16 protein-coding genes are annotated in these 16,909 nt (G+C 63.7%); 8 read left to right on the forward strand and 8 right to left on the reverse strand.

Features of this window, described 5'->3' with window-relative positions:
• Positions 1-7: 7 nt before the first annotated feature.
• The 5 genes from FHW83_RS13750 to FHW83_RS13770 all read right to left on the reverse strand — a co-directional run bounded on the left by FHW83_RS13750 (position 8) and on the right by FHW83_RS13770 (position 5,427).
• Positions 8-676, reverse strand: a complete 669-nt coding sequence (locus FHW83_RS13750; protein ID WP_176646908.1) for an SDR family oxidoreductase — start codon at positions 674-676, stop codon at positions 8-10.
• Positions 676-1,875 (reverse strand): acetyl-CoA C-acyltransferase, encoded by a 1,200-nt coding sequence (locus tag FHW83_RS13755; RefSeq protein WP_176646909.1) that lies wholly within the window; start codon positions 1,873-1,875, stop codon positions 676-678. The genes FHW83_RS13750 and FHW83_RS13755 overlap by 1 nt, the downstream gene beginning before the upstream one ends.
• Positions 1,868-3,688 carry a bifunctional isocitrate dehydrogenase kinase/phosphatase gene (aceK, locus tag FHW83_RS13760; RefSeq protein ID WP_176647041.1) on the reverse strand — a complete coding sequence of 607 codons (1,821 nt, stop codon included), beginning with the start codon at positions 3,686-3,688 and terminating at the stop codon, positions 1,868-1,870. The genes FHW83_RS13755 and aceK overlap by 8 nt, the downstream gene beginning before the upstream one ends.
• A 99-nt stretch (positions 3,689-3,787) precedes the next feature.
• Positions 3,788-4,972, reverse strand: coding sequence for an isovaleryl-CoA dehydrogenase (locus FHW83_RS13765; protein WP_176646910.1), 1,185 nt, complete (start codon positions 4,970-4,972; stop codon positions 3,788-3,790).
• Positions 4,973-5,037: 65 nt separating this feature from the next.
• Complete coding sequence (locus FHW83_RS13770; protein ID WP_176646911.1) at positions 5,038-5,427, reverse strand: MerR family DNA-binding transcriptional regulator; 390 nt, start codon at positions 5,425-5,427, stop codon at positions 5,038-5,040.
• Positions 5,428-5,730: 303 nt separating this feature from the next.
• Here FHW83_RS13770 and FHW83_RS13775 point away from each other — a divergent pair, with 303 nt between their 5' ends.
• On the forward strand, positions 5,731-6,138 hold the full coding sequence (locus FHW83_RS13775) for a hypothetical protein (protein WP_176646912.1): 408 nt from the start codon (positions 5,731-5,733) through the stop codon (positions 6,136-6,138).
• A gap of 230 nt (positions 6,139-6,368) precedes the next feature.
• Complete coding sequence (locus FHW83_RS13780; protein WP_176646913.1) at positions 6,369-6,539, forward strand: hypothetical protein; 171 nt, start codon at positions 6,369-6,371, stop codon at positions 6,537-6,539.
• A gap of 3 nt (positions 6,540-6,542) precedes the next feature.
• Here FHW83_RS13780 and FHW83_RS13785 read toward each other — a convergent pair whose 3' ends face one another.
• Together FHW83_RS13785 and grxD are read right to left on the reverse strand one after the other, a co-directional pair.
• Entirely contained in the window at positions 6,543-7,148 is a 606-nt protein-coding gene (locus FHW83_RS13785) for a UbiX family flavin prenyltransferase (RefSeq protein WP_176646914.1), read from the reverse strand.
• The gene (gene grxD, locus FHW83_RS13790; protein WP_176646915.1) at positions 7,141-7,455 is read right to left on the reverse strand and encodes a Grx4 family monothiol glutaredoxin; all 315 of its coding nucleotides are present in this window, start codon (positions 7,453-7,455) and stop codon (positions 7,141-7,143) included. The genes FHW83_RS13785 and grxD overlap by 8 nt, the downstream gene beginning before the upstream one ends.
• Positions 7,456-7,585: 130 nt before the next feature.
• Between grxD and FHW83_RS13795 the strand changes: the two genes are divergently transcribed.
• A complete protein-coding gene (locus FHW83_RS13795) occupies positions 7,586-7,906 on the forward strand; it encodes a PadR family transcriptional regulator (protein WP_176646916.1) in 321 nt (106 codons plus the stop codon).
• Positions 7,903-8,421: a DUF2812 domain-containing protein gene (locus FHW83_RS13800; RefSeq protein WP_176646917.1), complete on the forward strand. Its 519-nt coding sequence runs from the start codon at positions 7,903-7,905 to the stop codon at positions 8,419-8,421. Before FHW83_RS13795 ends, FHW83_RS13800 begins: the two co-directional genes overlap by 4 nt.
• Here FHW83_RS13800 and FHW83_RS13805 read toward each other — a convergent pair.
• On the reverse strand, positions 8,418-10,766 hold the full coding sequence (locus FHW83_RS13805; protein ID WP_176646918.1) for a Tex family protein: 2,349 nt from the start codon (positions 10,764-10,766) through the stop codon (positions 8,418-8,420). The two genes, FHW83_RS13800 and FHW83_RS13805, sit on opposite strands and share 4 nt — an antisense overlap.
• Positions 10,767-10,950: 184 nt before the next feature.
• On the opposite strand from FHW83_RS13805, the gene FHW83_RS13810 reads away from it, so the two are divergent.
• The 4 genes from FHW83_RS13810 to FHW83_RS13825 all read left to right on the forward strand — a co-directional run bounded on the left by FHW83_RS13810 (position 10,951) and on the right by FHW83_RS13825 (position 16,762).
• Positions 10,951-14,079: a DEAD/DEAH box helicase gene (locus tag FHW83_RS13810; RefSeq protein WP_176646919.1), complete on the forward strand. Its 3,129-nt coding sequence runs from the start codon at positions 10,951-10,953 to the stop codon at positions 14,077-14,079.
• A gap of 3 nt (positions 14,080-14,082) precedes the next feature.
• On the forward strand, positions 14,083-15,219 hold the full coding sequence (locus FHW83_RS13815) for a PAS domain-containing sensor histidine kinase (RefSeq protein ID WP_176646920.1): 1,137 nt from the start codon (positions 14,083-14,085) through the stop codon (positions 15,217-15,219).
• 51 nt (positions 15,220-15,270) lie between these two features.
• Complete coding sequence (locus FHW83_RS13820; protein WP_154375606.1) at positions 15,271-15,951, forward strand: response regulator transcription factor; 681 nt, start codon at positions 15,271-15,273, stop codon at positions 15,949-15,951.
• Positions 15,952-16,057: 106 nt separating this feature from the next.
• Positions 16,058-16,762, forward strand: coding sequence for a transposase (locus tag FHW83_RS13825; RefSeq protein ID WP_176646921.1), 705 nt, complete (start codon positions 16,058-16,060; stop codon positions 16,760-16,762).
• The last annotated feature ends 147 nt before the right edge of the window (positions 16,763-16,909 follow it).

Consider the following 16,909-nt stretch of genomic DNA (forward strand, 5'->3'; position numbering starts at 1 on the left):
CTATTCTTTACCAGCCGATGGTTGTGCCATCGTAGTTGCGATAGGTCGCCTGGTCGGACGCGGGTAGCGTCGCCAGCGTGTTGCGGATGCCCGCCGCGCTCTCTTCTACCGAGAGATCTGCGCTTGCGCCACCCATGTCGGTGCGTACCCAGCCCGGGTGGAAGGCCACACAGGTCGCACCTTGTTTGCCGTGGATGAGCGCTGTATCGATCAACACCGAATTCAGCGCCGCCTTGCTGGCGCGGTACAGCGATCCCGCCGGCGAAGTGCGCTCGCTCAGTGAGCCCATGCGCGAAGACAGCACCGCCAGCTTGCCCTTGGCCGCGCTGACCATCGGCGCGATGATGGGCAGCAGGCGCATGGCTGCCAGCACGTTGGTGTGCATGACGGCGTTGAAGTCGCTCTCCATCGGGAAGCCGTCGTGGCGCGGGCCGTACACGCCGGCGTTGAGGATGGCGACGTCCAGCTCTTCGCCATCCAGCTTCCAGCCGATGCCGGCCACCGCCTCGACGTTGTTCACGTCCAGCTTGTGCGGCTCGGCACCCAGCGCCGCCAACGCGTCGCAATCTTCCTGCTTGCGCGCGGTGGCGATCACGCGCCAGCCGTCGGCCCGGTACTGCTTGACCAGTTCCAGGCCGATGCCGCGCGAGGCGCCGATCACCAACGCAGTGGCCATTACACCAGCTCCACCGCGACAGCGGTCGCTTCGCCGCCGCCGATGCACAGCGCCGCCACGCCTTTCTTGCCGCCGGTGCGCTTCAAGGCGCCCAGCAGGGTGACGATGATGCGCGCACCCGAGGCGCCGATCGGATGGCCCAGCGCGCAAGCGCCGCCGTGGATGTTGACCTTCTCGTGCGGGATGTCGAGGTCGCGCATGGCCGCCATCGGCACGGCGGCGAAGGCTTCGTTAATCTCGAACAGGTCAACGTCCTTGGTGCCCCAGCCGACTTTTTTGTACAGCTTTTCGATGGCGCCGATCGGTGCGGTGGTGAACCAGTTCGGTTCTTGCGCAAAGGTGGCGTGGCCGAGCAGGCGGGCGATCGGCGTCAGGCCCAGCTCTTTCGCTTTCGACTCGCGCATCATCACCAGCGCGGCGGCGCCGTCGTTGATCGAGGACGACGAGGCGGCGGTGATGGTGCCATCTTTCTTGAAAGCGGCGCGCAGCGTCGGGATCTTTTCCACTTTGGCTTTCAGCGGGCCTTCATCCTTGTCGATGACGGTGTCGCCAGCGCGCGAGGTCACGGTGACCGGCGCGATTTCCCACTTGAACCAGCCTTCGTTGGTGGCCACTTGCGCGCGCTTCACCGATTCGATGGCGAAGTTGTCCTGCGCCTCGCGCGTGAATTCGTACTTGGCCGAGCACTCTTCGGCGAAGGTGCCCATCGAGCGGCCTTCACCGGTTTTCTCGTTGCGCGAATAGGCGTCTTCCAGGCCGTCGTACATCATGTGGTCGAACATCATGCCGTGGCCGATGCGGTAGCCGCCGCGTGCTTTGGGAATCAGGTAAGGCGCGTTGGTCATGGATTCCATGCCGCCGGCGATCACCACGTCGGCGCTGCCGGCCACCAGCTGGTCGTGGGCGAAGATGGTGGCCTGCATGGCCGAGCCGCACATCTTTGACAGCGTGACGGCGCCGGTGGACGTCGGCAGGCCGGCTTTCAGCAGCGCCTGGCGCGCGGGCGCCTGGCCCTGGCCCGCCATCAGGCAGTTGCCGAAGTAGACGTGTTCCACCAGCTTGCCGTCGATGCCGGAGCGCTCGACCGCGGCCTGGATCGCCACCGCGCCCAGGTCGTGCGCGGACTTGGCGGAGAAGTCGCCCTGGAAGGCGCCCATGGGCGTGCGTGCGGCGCCGACGATTACGATAGGATCATTCATTTTCTAAGGTCTCCATAAAAGGCGGTGGGGTCACCGCGGGGATGTTCGAGTCATGCTTGTGCGAGAAGCGGATGTGCTGCGGATAGGGATAAACGTCTTCCAGCACGCCGTCCAGAATGCGTTGTTTGCGCGACTGCCAATACTCGGGCGTCAGCAGGTCGGCGTGGTGCTTGAGGAAATACTTGCGTATCTTCTGGTTCCCCAGCAGGAAGCTGCCAAACTGCTCGGGGAAGACATCGTGTTTGCCGATCGGGTACCACGGCTCCGACGCCATTTCCTCCTCCTCGTTGCGCGGCTCGGGGATGGCGCGGAAGTGGCAGTCGGTGACGTATTCGATTTCGTCGTAATCGTAGAACACCACGCGCTGGTGGCGCGTGACGCCGAAATTCTTGTACAGCATATCGCCGGGGAAGATGTTGGCCGCCACCAGTTCCTTGATGGCGTTGCCGTATTCGAGCACGCCGTGTTCCAGCTGCGCCTCGTCGTGCTCCTTCTCGCTCAGCCAGATATTCAGCGGCACCATGCGGCGCTCGATGTACAGGTGCTTGATGACGATCTGGTCGCCATCCTCCTCCAGCATCGATGGCGCGTGCTGCTTCAGCTCCGCCAGTAGTTCCTCCTTGAAGCGGCTGCGCGGGAAGGCGACGTTGGAGTATTCCAGCGTGTCGGCCATGCGGCCCACGCGGTCGTGGTGCTTGACCAGCAGGTACTTCTCCTTGATCAGCGCGCGCGTGGTTTCCTTGGGCGGCGGGTAGAAGTCCTTGATCACCTTGAATACGTAAGGGAAGGACGGTAGCGCGAACACCAGCATCACCAGCCCGCGGATGCCGGGCGCGATCTCGAACAGGTCGGACGAGTGCTTGAGATGCTGCAGGTAGTCGCGATAGAACAGCGCCTTGCCCTGCTTTTGCAGGCCGAGGATGGTGTAGATCTCGCTGCGCGGCTTGCGCGGCATGAGCGTGCGCAGGAATTGCACGTAGGCCGATGGCACCTCCATGTCGACCAAAAAATAGGCGCGCGTGAACGAGAACAGCACGGCGATCTGCTCCGGGTCGCACAGCACGGTGTCGAGTATCAGCTCGCCGTGGCGGTTGTGCAGGATCGGCACCACGAAGGGATAGACGCGATTGCCGTTGATGCGCTTGCCGACGATGTAGGCGCCCTTGTTGCGGAAGAACAGGCTCGATAGCACCTGGAACTGGTGATTCGGTTCGATGCTGGCGTCGCCGTACAGGTCTTTCAGGCGTGCTTCCACCTGTTCGACGTCGCGCGTCAGGTCGGCGAACCTGGCCTCCAGCTGGAAGTTGGTGATGATGCGCTTGAGCGTGAAATGCATGCCGTCCGCCGCCGGGTAGTACACGCGGTAGGTCGGTCGAGGTTCGGCGGTTTCGATGTATTCGGTGGAGACCACCGGACGCACGAAGATGAATTCGTTGTGGAAGTAGCTGCGGTGCAGGATATTGCAGCATACCGAGTTGAAGAAGGTTTCGGCCAGTTCCGGCTGCTTGTGGTCGGACAGCATGCCGATGTAGTGCAGCTTGAGCTCGCGCCACACTTCGTCGGTCAGCTCGGACGGTTCGTACTCGTCCTCCAGCAGCTGCACGCATTCCTGCACGCGCTGGTCGTAGAAGTCGATGCGCGCGCGGGCCGCTTGCTGCGCCTCGGCCCAGGCGCCGCGCTCGAAGTGCCGCTTGGCCTGCTGGCTGGCCGCGCGGAACAGCCGGTAGTGCTTGTCGAAACCGTCGCGGATGGTGCGCGCGATGTCGAACGCGATTTGCGAACGCAGCAGTTTGGGAAAAGCGGCCTGGGTCATGAGTGTCATCATCGTCGTACCGGCGGAAGCCGGTACCCATGCTGAGCTGGCTACGCCGGCGTTCTATGGGCACCGGCCTGCGCCGGTGCGACGTTCATTTTACTTGGTCTCGGCAAACAGCTCGCGGCCGATCAGCATGCGGCGGATCTCGCTGGTGCCGGCGCCGATTTCGTACAGCTTGGCGTCGCGCCACAGGCGGCCGACCGGGTACTCGTTGATGTAGCCGTTGCCGCCCAAGGTCTGGATCGCCTCGCCGGCCATCCAGGTAGCCTTTTCGGCGCTGTACAGGATGGCCCCGGCCGCGTCCTTGCGCAGGTTGCGCACCTGCTCCGGCGTGGTGGCGCGGTCGCAGGCCTGGCCGACGGCGTAGACGTAGGCCTTGCACGCCATCATGGTCGAGTACATGTCAGCCAGCTTGCCCTGCATCAGCTGGAATTCGCCGATCGGCTGGCCGAACTGCTTGCGGTCGTGGATGTACGGCACCACCACGTCCATGCAGGCCTGCATGATGCCCAGCGGGCCGCCGGACAGCACGGTACGCTCGAAGTCCAGGCCCGACATCAGCACGTTGACGCCCTTGCCTAGGCCGCCCAGCACGTTTTCGGCCGGCACTTCACAATCCTCGAACACCAGCTCGCCGGTGTGCGAGCCGCGCATGCCCAGTTTGTCCAGCTTTTGCGCGATCGAGAAGCCCTTGAAGCCTTTTTCGATCAGGAAGGCGGTCATGCCCTTCGGGCCGGCCTCGAGGTCGTTCTTGGCGTACACCACCAGCACGTCGGCGTCGGGGCCGTTGGTGATCCACATCTTGGTGCCGTTCAGGACCCAGCGGTCGCCCTTGAAGTCGGCGCGCAGCTTCATGCTGACCACGTCGGAACCGGCGTTCGGCTCGGACATGGCGAGGGCGCCGACGTGCTCGCCGGAAATCAGCTTGGGCAGGTATTTTTTCTTTTGCTCTTCGGTGCCGTTGCGCTTGATCTGGTTGACGCACAGGTTGGAGTGGGCGCCATACGACAGGCCGACCGAGGCCGAGGCGCGCGAGATTTCCTCCATCGCCACGATGTGGGCCAGGTAGCCCATGTTGGCGCCGCCGTATTCCTCCGGCACGGTGATGCCCAGCACGCCCAGTTCGCCCATCTTGCGCCACAGGTCCATCGGGAACTGGTCGCTGCGGTCGATCTCGGCCGCGCGCGGGGCGATCTCGGCGGCGGCGAACTGCTGCACGGCCTCGCGCAGCGCGGCGATGTCCTCGCCATGGTCAAAGGTCAGGCCTGGGAGATGGAGCATGTCTTCCTCTATTCTTTATGGATTTGAAGCGGCCATGATACGCCGATGTGACGTTAACGTAAACGTCAAGCGGCGTTCTGCGCGGCCAGCAGGCGTTTGCACTCGTCTTCGTGGGCCTGGATCTCGGCCAGCGACATTTCGATGTCCTCGCGCTGCTGCTCCAGCGTCTCGCGGTGCTGGGCCAGCACGGTCAGGAAGCGGTGCATCTGCGCCACCGAGTCCTTGGGCGTTTCGTACATGTCGACCAGGCTCTTGATCTCGGCCAGCGACAGGCCGAGGCGCTTGCCGCGCAGGGTCAGTTTCAGGCGCGTGCGGTCGCGCCCGGTGTAGACGCGGTTGCGGCCGCCGGCGCCCTCGCGTGATGGGCTCAGCAGGCCCTGGTCCTCGTAGAAGCGGATGGCGCGGGCCGTGATGTCGAATTCGCGGGCCAGTTCGGTAATGGTGTAGGTGGACATGTTTTTGATGGATTTCCGTTTACGTCAACGTCAAGCCATTGTAGCGCGAAACCCACCGTCAAACGTAGAGTTGGTGGCACAAGGTGACTGGCGGGCACGCGTAATGGTATCGTGCGACGTGAAACGCGACGCGGCAGCATGATGGCCATCCACACTTCGGGGCCGAATAAAATTCGCCCGGGAATTCCGCCGGCGTCCGCCCCGACAGAGGATAGAATGTTAATTATAAAATCCCATGATGTCACGATTCCGGCCCGCTTCGCAGAGACTGACTTTCATGGCGCAACGTGAAATAGTTCAATTATGAATTCCTCTAATGAACGCGAAAGCTTTAGCCAACGCCTGCAACAGGCCCTCAAGAACGCCCACTACTCGCCCGACAGTCCGACCCGGTTGGCGCGCGAATTCAACATCCGTTTCGACGGCCGGCCGATTACCGTGCACGCGGCCCGGAAATGGCTGGTAGGCGAGGCGATTCCGACCCAGGAGAAGCTGCGCATGATCGCCCAATGGCTGGGCGTCCCGGCGGAATGGTTGCGTTTTGGCGGCCCCGAAGATGGCGCGCCGAATGGCGACAACGCCGGTGGCGTGTCGCGCTTCGAGTCGGCCGACGTCAAGCTGATCGCCGATTTGCAGCGCCTGGACGAGCACCACCGCCAGATCGCCCGCGAATTTATCCGCATGCTGGTGCGCGTCAACTACCAAAAGTAGTTATTTTTACGTAGTACTACGCAGAAATGTGGACTGCGGCGGCGTCCGGTGGCGCCGCATATTCGTTAAACCAGGTTCAGGATTCGCCGGTTTTTGTTTGGAGCGGGGCGCGCCCAGGGCGGCGCCCTTTTTATTTTCGCCACCTTTGCGAAATGTCATGGTCCCGACACGGATTTCAGGCACAATAGGGCAGAACCTACTTTTCGGGGAGTCACGCTTTGAGCCGTTTGATGAAAAGCAATTACAGCAACGCCGCCCAGCTGAAGGATTTGATGACCGCCCCGCCCATGAGCGCCGCCCAGCACGCCGAAGTGATGCGCAAGCGCATCGCCCAGCGCCGCATGGTGGAAGAAGCCCGTGAACTGAAGCGCGCCGTCAGCTCCTACGACGACAAGCGTTAAGGGTTAAGCGTCAGGCGCTGCCGCCGGCGCGCCTTTCATGCCCGCCCAGCGCGGCGCCAGCGCGTGTTCGATGCCGAACAGATCGAGCACGCGGGCGACCGTGTGGTCGACCATCTCCGCGATGGTGGTGGGGTTGTGGTAGAAGCTGGGCAGCGGCGGGAAGATAATCCCGCCCATTTCCGTGACCGCCGTCATATTGCGCAGGTGCGCCAGGTTGAACGGGGTCTCCCGCACCATCAGCACCAGCCGGCGGCGCTCCTTGAGCACCACGTCGGCCGCGCGCGCGATCAGATTGTCGGACAGGCCGTGCGCCACCGACGCCAATGTTTTCATCGAGCAGGGAGCGATCACCATGCCGTCGCTCTGGAACGAGCCGCTGGCGATGGCGGCGCCGACGTCGCGCACCTTGTGCACCACGTGGGCCAGCGCTTCCACTTCACGCCGCTGCAAGCCGGTTTCCTGGTGCAGGGTGAGGACCGCGGCGTCGGAGAGCACCAGATGCGTCTCCATGCCGGGCAGATGTTGCAAATGTTGCAGCAGACGCACGCCATACACCGCGCCGGTGGCGCCGGTGATGGCGATGACTATCCGCCGCGGGCGATCAGACATTCTGCAGCAGGGCTTTCAGCTCGCCGGATTCAAACATTTCGCCCATGATGTCCGAACCGCCGACGAACTCGCCGCGCACGTACAGTTGCGGAATGGTGGGCCAGTTCGAGTAGTCCTTGATGCCCTGGCGCACTTCCGGATCTTCCAGCACGTTGACGGTGGCAATGTTTTCGACGCCGCACGCTTTCAGGATCTGGATGGCGCGGCCGGAAAAGCCGCATTGCGGGAACTGGGCGGTGCCCTTCATGAACAGCACCACCGGGGTGTTGGTCACGGTTTCTTTGATCCAGGTTTGTACGTCGCTCATAGCTGCCTCTAGGGTGTAAAGATGTGGAATACCGGCATTTTATAAGAAATGCGCCCACCACGTATTTGACGCCGCAAAAAATTGCGGTACTATTCGCTATATCGACACCCGATATAGCGAAACACGATATATGCCCGATCCCGGCCGCTACCTGCCGCTGTCCGAAGCGACGTTTTACGTGATGCTGGCCCTGAGCCAGCAAGCGCTGCACGGCTACGCCATCATGCAGCAGGCGGAAACGCTGAGCGCGGGCAGCCTGACGCTGGGGCCGGGCACGCTGTACGGCATTTTCGCGACCCTGGAAAAGCAGGCGCTGATCGTCAAGGTGGCGGAGGAAGAGCGGCGCAAGATCTATGCGCTGACGGAATTGGGGCGCTCGGTATTGGCCGAGCAAGTGCGCCGGCTGGAAATCATGGTCAGCAGCGCGGCGCGATTGAAGGGGACGCGATGAAGAAATTCAAGCTGTGGTTTTCCTGGCAGGATGAGCGGCACGGCGCGTGGCTGCAGCACATGGCGGCCAAGGGATGGCATTTGCGCGCGGCGAGCGTATTCGATGTTTATACCTTTGAGCGTGGCGCCCCGGCCGAGGTCGCGTATCGCTGGGATCTATGGCCCAACAAGTTCGAGCCTGACTACCGCCGCCTGCTGGAGGACGCCGGCTGGGAATATGTCGCGGCCCATGGCGGCTGGCATTGCTGGCGCAAGCCGATCGAGGGCGGCAGGGTGCCGGAAATCTTCACCGATCCAGCCGAGAAACTGCGCAAATACCGGCGCCTGATGGTCCCGTGCGTGGCGCTGGCGGCGGTGCAAGCATTGCTGCTGTTGCAGCGGACCGACTGGGGCCGCGCGCCGTCGGCGCTGTCGGCGCTGAACTGGGTGGCGCTGGTCTTCGGCGCGGTGGCCGCCTACAGCGCCGTGCAACTGGGGCGGCGCATCGCCGCCCTCAAGTCCCACGCCGCCGCTTAACCGCGCAGCTTGGCGAAGGCGGCCGCCATGCTGCCGCCCATCGCAGGCTCGCGGGCCTGCTGTTTTTGCTGCTGGCCCATGGCGCGGCGGTCACCGCGGTCGCCGCGCTGCTGCGGCTGCGAACCGGCTTGCGGCGCGCTGTCGGTCAGACGCATGGTCAGGGCGATGCGCTTGCGCTTCTCGTCCACCTCCAGCACCTTGACCTTGACCACCTGGCCGGCCTTGACCACGGTGTGCGGGTCCTTGACGAAGGTGTTGGACAGGGCCGAGATGTGCACCAGCCCGTCCTGATGCACGCCGATGTCGACGAACGCGCCAAACGCGGCCACGTTGGTCACCACGCCTTCCAGGATCATGTCCGGACGCAGGTCTTTGATTTCCTCCACGCCTTCCTTGAAGGTGGCGGTGGTGAATTCCGGACGCGGGTCGCGGCCCGGCTTTTCCAGTTCCTTGAGGATGTCGGTGATGGTCGGCACGCCGAACTTGTCGTCGGCGTACTTGGCCGGTTGCAGGCGCTTGATCAGGGTGCTGTCGCCGATCACGGACTTGATGTCCTTCTGGATGTCGGCCAGGATTTTTTCCACCACCGGGTAGGATTCCGGGTGCACCGCCGAGGCGTCCAGCGGGTTCTCGCCGTTCATCACGCGCAGGAAGCCGGCGGCTTGCTCAAAGGTCTTGTCGCCCAGGCGCGGCACCGACTTCAGCGCGGCGCGCGAGGTGAAGGCGCCCTTCAGGTCGCGGTAGGACACGATCGCCTGCGCCACCGAACTCGACAGGCCCGACACGCGCGCCAGCAGCGGCGCCGAGGCGGTGTTGACGTCCACGCCGACCGCGTTCACGCAATCCTCGACCACCGCATCCAGCGTGCGCGCCAGCTGGGTCTGCGAAACGTCGTGCTGGTACTGGCCGACGCCGATCGATTTCGGATCGATCTTCACCAGCTCGGCCAGCGGGTCCTGCAGGCGGCGCGCGATCGAGACCGCACCGCGCAGCGACACGTCCATGTCCGGCAACTCTTTCGAAGCGTATTCGGAAGCCGAATACACCGACGCGCCCGCCTCGGACACGACGATCTTGTTCATTTTTTGCTCGGGGAAGCGCTTGAGCAGGTCCTGCGCCAGCTTGTCGGTCTCGCGCGAGGCGGTGCCGTTGCCGATCGAAATCAGCGACACGTTGTGCTTCATGGCCAGCTTGCCCAGCGTGTGCAGCGAGCCCTCCCAGTCGTTCTTCGGCTGGTGCGGATAAATCACGGCGGTATCGACCACCTTGCCGGTGGCGTCGACCACCGCCACCTTGACGCCGGTGCGCAGGCCCGGGTCCAGGCCCATGGTGGCGCGCTGGCCGGCCGGGGCCGCCAGCAGCAAGGCTTTCAAATTGGTAGCGAAGACGTTGATGGCTTCCAGCTCGGATTTCTCGCGCAGGGCGCCCATCAGTTCGGTGTCGAGGTGCATGAAGCTCTTCACGCGCCAGGTCCAGCGCGCGGTGTCGGACAGCCACTTGTCGGCCGGGCGGCCGGCGTTCTTGATGCCGAAACGGGCGGCGATGCGGCTCTCGCACGGGTTGTGCGGCGCGTCCCACTTCGGTTTTTCCGGCTCGGTGTCGAGGCGCAGCGCCACGTCCAGGATGCCCTCGCGGCGGCCTCGCATCAGCGCCAGCGCGCGGTGCGACGGCACGCTGGCCAGCGGCTCGGAATAATCGAAGTAATCGGCGAACTTTTCGCCCTCTTCTTGCTTGCCTTCAATAACTTTCGATTCCACAATGCCATGCTCTTGCACATATTCGCGCAAGGATTGCAGCAGGGTGGCGTCCTCGGCGAAGCGTTCCATCAGGATCTGGCGCGCGCCGTCCAGCGCGGCCTTGGTGTCGGCCACGCCCGGATTGTTGCCGTCGGCGGTGGTGAACGCCTCGCGCAGGTATTTGGCGGCCTCGGTTTCCGGGTTCAGTTCGGGGTTGGCCAGCAGGTCGTCGGCCAGCGGCGCCAGGCCGGCCTCGATGGCGATCTGGGCCTTGGTGCGGCGTTTTTGCTTATATGGAAGATATAAGTCTTCCAGGCGGGTCTTGTCTTCCGCGTGCATGACAGCATCTAACAGCTCTGGTGTCATCTTGTTTTGCTCGGTGATCGATGCCACGATACTGGCGCGGCGGTCTTCCAGCTCGCGCAGGTAGCGCAGGCGCTCCTCGAGCAGACGCAGCTGGGTGTCATCCAGGCCCCCGGTCGCCTCTTTACGATAGCGGGCGATGAAGGGAACGGTGGCGCCTTCGTCCAACAGGGCGATGGCGGCGGCGACCTGGGCCGGCTTGGCGGACAGTTCCAGGGCGAGACGTTGTTCGATGGAAGGCAACATGGTGATGATTCCTAGACAGACAAGGCCGGAATAATACGACATCGGCGGCCCAAAAGGCCACGAACGTGGGTGCTCCCACTTTGCCGGGCAGTTTTTATAAAGAATTACATGAACACGAACGCTTCAATGGCGGATAATATTGCCTGTTGCCGTTTTTGAACCATCTTGAACAACAATGCGACCTATGGATTTTACCCGCGACGACGCCCCTGCCGCCCCTGCTGCCCCAGCACCGGCCCCAACGCGCCCTGCGCCGCCCGCGAATCAATTGTCGTACGCTGTCGCCACCTGGCTGCAGCGTGTGGATGCGGCAGCACACCCGAAAGCCAAGCTCACCCCGCCGCCGGTCGATAACGACCCCAAGCAAACCCAATACAAACTGATCTACGTGATGGCGCCGACCAGCGGCGGCCGCCACGTGGCGCTGTGCCTGTACAAGGCCCGCCTGCGCCCGAACGGCGACGTGGCGGCGGCCAGCCCGGTCAGCGAAGTGTTTTCGCTGCTGTCGACCCCGCCGAGCTTCATGACCCCGGCCGACGAGGACCTGATCCGCTTCTTCGTGGCCATGCGCAGCGGCCAGAATTCCCAGACCGGCTCGGCCACCGAGCCGCGCGGCAAGATCGGCGCGGCGCTGCTGAACATGCTGGCCGAGCAGGACAAGCTGCTGTGGGCCAACTCGTGGGCCGACGTCGGCAACGGCCTGGTGTATCCGCTCAAGGGCGGCGTGCTGCGCGAGGCCAACCTGGCCTGGCGCGAGGAGGGCAAGGGCCTGCGCCTGGGCTGGCAGGTGGCGCCGCCGCCCGGCGCCAAGCACGTCGGCGCCGACCAGGTCGACTATATGCTGCCGACCGATCCGCCGTGGTACATCGATAACCTGTCGTGCGGCGTGTTGCAGCTGAACCAGGGCGGCACCCAGATTCCGCTGGCCGACCTGCAGGCGCTGGTGGCGCAGGCGCCGTTGCTGACCAACAACGACAAGATGCGCGTGTCGCAGCTGCTGCTGGCGCATGGCCTGCAGGGCCTGATGCCGCTGCCGCAACCGCTGCCGCAACGCATCCGCGACGACGTCAAGCCGCGCCCGGTGCTGACGCTGGACGCCGCCATGCTGGCCGACGGCTCGCTGCAGCGCTGGCACGACTTCGCCGTGTTGTCCTTCGACTACGACGGCGAGCGCGTGTCCTTCGACCCGTCGCAGCGCGTGGTGCGCCAAAAAGGCGAGGTGACCGAGATCATCCAGCGCGACAGCGGCGCCGAGGACGACGCGCTGGCGGTCTTGACCGAGCGCCACTTCGTGGCCCCGACCACCCTGCCGTTGAGCAGCGTCAAGGGCGGCCTGCTGCTGCCCAGCCAGGCCGAGTGGATACGCTTCGCGCGCGACGGCATCAGTGCACTGAAGGAAGCCGGCTGGAAGATTGAAAAGACCGTCAAGTACCGCTACGACACGCAGGAAGTCGGCGACTGGTACGCCGAGGTCACGGAAGACGAGGCCGACGGCGGCCATGCCTGGTTCAACCTGGAACTGGGCATCATGGTCGAGCAGGAGCGCGTGCCGCTGCTGCCGGTGCTGGTGCAACTGATCCGCAACGCCCCCAACGACTTCAATCCGAAAACCATCGCCAACCACGGCGAGGAAGACCAGATGCTGGCCACGCTGCCGGATGGCAGCCGGGTCGCCCTGCCCTGGGGCCGCGTGCGCCCCATCCTGAACACGCTGGGCGAGTTGTATTTCAGCGACAAGGTCAAGACCACGCTGCGCATGGCCACGCTGGACGCCGCCCGTCTCGACGAGCTGGCCCGCAACGTGGAGATGGAGTGGACCGGCGGCGCCGAGCTGCGCGAAATGGGCGCCCGCCTGAACCAGTTCGGCGCGGTCAAGCGCGTGGCCACCCCGGCCGGCCTGCAAGCCACGCTGCGCGACTACCAGACCGACGGTTTGTCGTGGATGCAATTCCTGCGCGAATACGGCTTCGCCGGCATCCTGGCCGACGACATGGGTCTGGGTAAAACCGTGCAGACGCTGGCCCACATCCTGGTGGAAAAGGAGGCGGGCCGCCTGACCGCGCCGGCGCTGGTCATCGCGCCGACCAGCCTGATGGGCAACTGGCAGGAAGAGGCGGCGCGCTTCGCGCCCGGCCTGAAGGTGCTGCTGCTCCAAGGCAAGGACCGCATGGCGCAATTCGATCAGATCGCCGAAGCCGACCTGGTGCTGACCACCTACGCCCTGTTGCCGCGCGACGAGGAAAAACTGCGCGAGCACGACTTCCACCTGGTCATCCTGGACGAGTCGCACTACATCAAGAATACCCGCTCCAAGGCGGCCCAGAGCGCCGGCCTGCTGCGCGCGCGTCACCGCCTGTGCCTGTCCGGCACGCCGCTGGAGAACCACCTGGGCGAGCTGTGGTCGCAATTCCACTTCCTGCTGCCGGGCCTGCTGGGCGACGAGAAGGGCTTCAACACCGTGTTCCGTCACCCGATCGAGCGCCAGGACGACCCGCTGCGGCGCGCGCTGCTGAACCGCCGCATCAAGCCTTTCCTGTTGCGCCGGACCAAGGACAGCGTGGCCAAGGAGTTGCCGCCAAAAACCGAAATGGTGCGCAAGGTCGAGCTGACCGGCGCCCAGCGCGACCTGTACGAAACCGTGCGCCTGGCCATGGACCAGAAAGTGCGCGAGGAAATCGACCGCAAGGGCGTGGCGCGCAGCCAGATCGTGATCCTGGAGGCGCTGCTCAAGCTGCGCCAGGTGTGCTGCGATCCGCGGCTGGTCAAGTCCACCACCAAGAAACAGCAGCAGGCCGGCTCGGCCAAACTGGCCGACCTGATGCAGATGGTCGAGGACTTGCTGGAAGAGAAGCGCAAGATTCTGGTGTTCTCGCAGTTCACCAGCATGCTGGAGCTGATCGAGGAGGAACTGGAAGCGCGCGACATCCCGTACGCGCTGCTGACCGGCGACACCAAGGACCGCAGCGCCCAGGTGGCCGCCTTCCAGCAAGGCGCGGTGCCAATCTTCCTGATTTCGCTGAAAGCCGGCGGCGTCGGCCTCAACCTGACGGCGGCCGACACCGTGATCCACTACGACCCGTGGTGGAACCCGGCGGCGGAAAACCAGGCCACCGACCGCGCTTGGCGTATCGGCCAGGACAAGCCGGTGTTTGTCTACAAGCTGATCGCCAAGGGCACGCTGGAAGAGAAAATCCAGGTCTTGCAGCAGAAGAAATCCGACCTGGCGCAATCCATCCTGGCCGAGGGCGAATCGCAGAAGATGGCGCTGACGCAGGAAGATCTGCAGCAAATCTTCGCCCCGCTGGTGGAGTAAGCGATGGCGCGGACGATAGCGGAGCTGCAGGCGGCGCTGGCGCGGTCGCAGGCAAACGAGGCCCGCTACCGGCTGCTGCTCGACCACAGCGGCGAGATCAGCTGGATGGCCGATTGCGCCAGCCTCACGCTCACCTGGCTCAGCCCGGCGGCCGAACGCCAGTTCGGCTATACGCTGGATAGCGCCCAAGCGCTGGCGGCCGGCCTGCTCAAGGACTTGCAGCCGCGCCTGGCGCGCTACGCCGAGGGCGACCTCAGCCGGCGTCGCCTGCTGCGTGAAACCGAGCTGCCCCACAGCGACGGCCACCCGGTGCCGGTGGAAATCGAATCGACCCTGATCCTCGACGCCGGCGGCGTCCCTGTCAGCGTGGTCGGCGTGGTGCGCGACCTCACCGCCCGGCGCGCGCTGGCGCAGCAGCAGAAGAAATTCGCCTCCATGTTGTCGCACGAATTCCGCACCCCGTTGTCCACCATCGACGGCGCCGTGCAGCGGCTGGAAATGACCGGCGCCCACCATGACGAAGGCACACGCAAGCGCTACCGCAAGATCCAGACCGCGGTCGACCGCATGCTGGCCATGCTGGATGAATACCTGTCGCCCGAGCGCATGGCCAGCATCGGCCGCGAGCGCCAGCCCAACGAAATCAACCCGGCCACGCTGTTGCAGGCCGCCGCCGAGCAGGCCCGGCTGCGCCGGCCGCAGGTCACGGTGGAGACTTCCGGCCTGCCGCAATGGATGCGTTGCGACCCCGCCGGCATGCGCTTGTGCCTGGAAATCTTGCTCGACAATGCAATAAAGTATACAAACGATGATATTCCGATAGAATTAGTGGGAAGAATTGCAACGGAAGGTGGCGTCGAATTCCTGGTGCGCGACCACGGCGCCGGCATCCTGGAAGCGGAATTGCCCTTGGTTTTCGGCAAAGCTTATCGGGGCAGCAATGCGTCCAGCGTCGCGGGATCGGGCTTGGGTCTGTACATGGCGCGCGCGATTGCGGATGTGCACGGCGGAACGGTGAGTGCACGGAATGTTTCTCAAAGCGGCGCGGAATTTCGGATTTGGTTGCCGGTGGCAACCAATGCGGGGAAAAGTCTTGCGCCTGCCGATGCCAGCAGTGATAATTCCTTGGACGCAAGCTGATTGTCCCAGGTCTGGGCACAATTGCTCAACAATCGAACGAATGGCGCATCAATGACGCAAATACTCATCGTGGAAGACAATCTGGACTACGCCGAAGAAATGGCGGAGTTCCTGACTGAACTTGAACACGAAGTGCACATCACCAATAACGCCAGCGACATGTGGTCCGCCCTCAGCCAAGGCAACGTCGGCGTGGTCGTGCTGGACCTCGGCCTACCGGACGAGGACGGCTTCAACGTCATCCCGCGCATGCGCCAGCTGTATCCACAGATCGGCCTGCTGGTGCTGACCGGCCGGGTGGCGTTCGACAACCGCATTCTTGGCCTGCGCCTGGGCGCGGACCACTATTTGACCAAGCCTATCAAATTTCCCGAACTGGCGGCGCACATTGAAGCGCTGGATCGGCGCGTCGGTCCGCAGGAAACGGTGCCGGTGCCCAGCAAGTGGACGCTCAAGGTCAGCGCGCGCCAGCTGGAGTTGCAGGGCATGGCCATCACCCTGACTGAAAAAGAGTGCAACTTCCTGCATCTGCTGACAATTAACACCCGTCCCGTGCCGCGCCAGGTGATCGTGGCCGGCATCGGTGGCGATGATCCGGATGCCGGCCGCCGCGTCGACATGCTGGTCTATCGCCTGCGCAAGAAGGCGCGCACCGGCCTCGGCCAGGATCTGCCGCTGCGCAGCGCCTATGGCGAGGGCTACAGCCTGTCCGCCAGCTTCAATCTCTCATAAACAGGGACAGAGTCGGCGCGATTTTCCGATTTGCGAAAATAATCGGGGACAGAGTCATGCGGCAAGGGTAGAATCGGGTTTCCGATCTGCCCTTTTTTGTTATCCCATGGCTCGCCTGCCCCGTTTAATCGTTCCCCACCAGCCGCATCACGTCATCCAGACCGGCGCCAACAACCAGAACGTCTTCCTCGATGCCGAGGACTACCAAACCTTCCTGGGCTGGCTGCGCTCGGCCGCCAAGAATTACAAAGTGGCGATCCATTGCTACGTGTTGATGCCGAACCACCTGCATTTATTGGTCACGCCGTCCGACGAAACCGGTCTCGGACAGATGATGCAGTGGATAGGCCGCTACTACGTACCGTATTTCAACCAAAAATACGCGCGCAGTGGCACTTTGTGGAATGGACGCTACAAAACCTCGCTGATCGATGCCGACGCGTACTTCATGTTGTGCAGCCGATACATCGAATTCAATCCCGTGCGCAACGGCATGGTGGCGCGGGCGGAGGATTATCCGTGGTCCAGCTACTGCCACCATGCCGGCATCCGCCCGGATGGGCTGGTGACCGACCATGCCAAGGTCTGGGAGCTGGGTAACACGCCATTCCAGCGCGAAGCGGCCTACAGCGCGCTGTCCCAGCCGCCGCTGACCGACGAGGAAATTGCATTCATCGGCAAATCGCTGCTCAAGGGTTGGCCGTTGGGTTCGCAGCAGTTCCAGACCGCGCTGCAGGCCAAGGTGAAGCGCCAGGTGCTGCCGGCTAAACGCGGCCGGCCATTCAAAATCAAGCCTGCCACTGAAACTTGATACGCCCTGGCCGTCATTCCGGCGCAGGCCGGAATCCATGCTGAATATGAGCTGATGTTCTATGGATTCCGGCCTTCGCCGGAATGACGTTCACTCTGTCCCCAATTAAAAAAATAAGCTTCTGAGGAAAATTTAATTCGACTCCGA

Source organism: Duganella sp. SG902, assembly GCF_013376005.1.
Classification (GTDB): Bacteria; Pseudomonadota; Gammaproteobacteria; order Burkholderiales; family Burkholderiaceae_D; genus Rugamonas.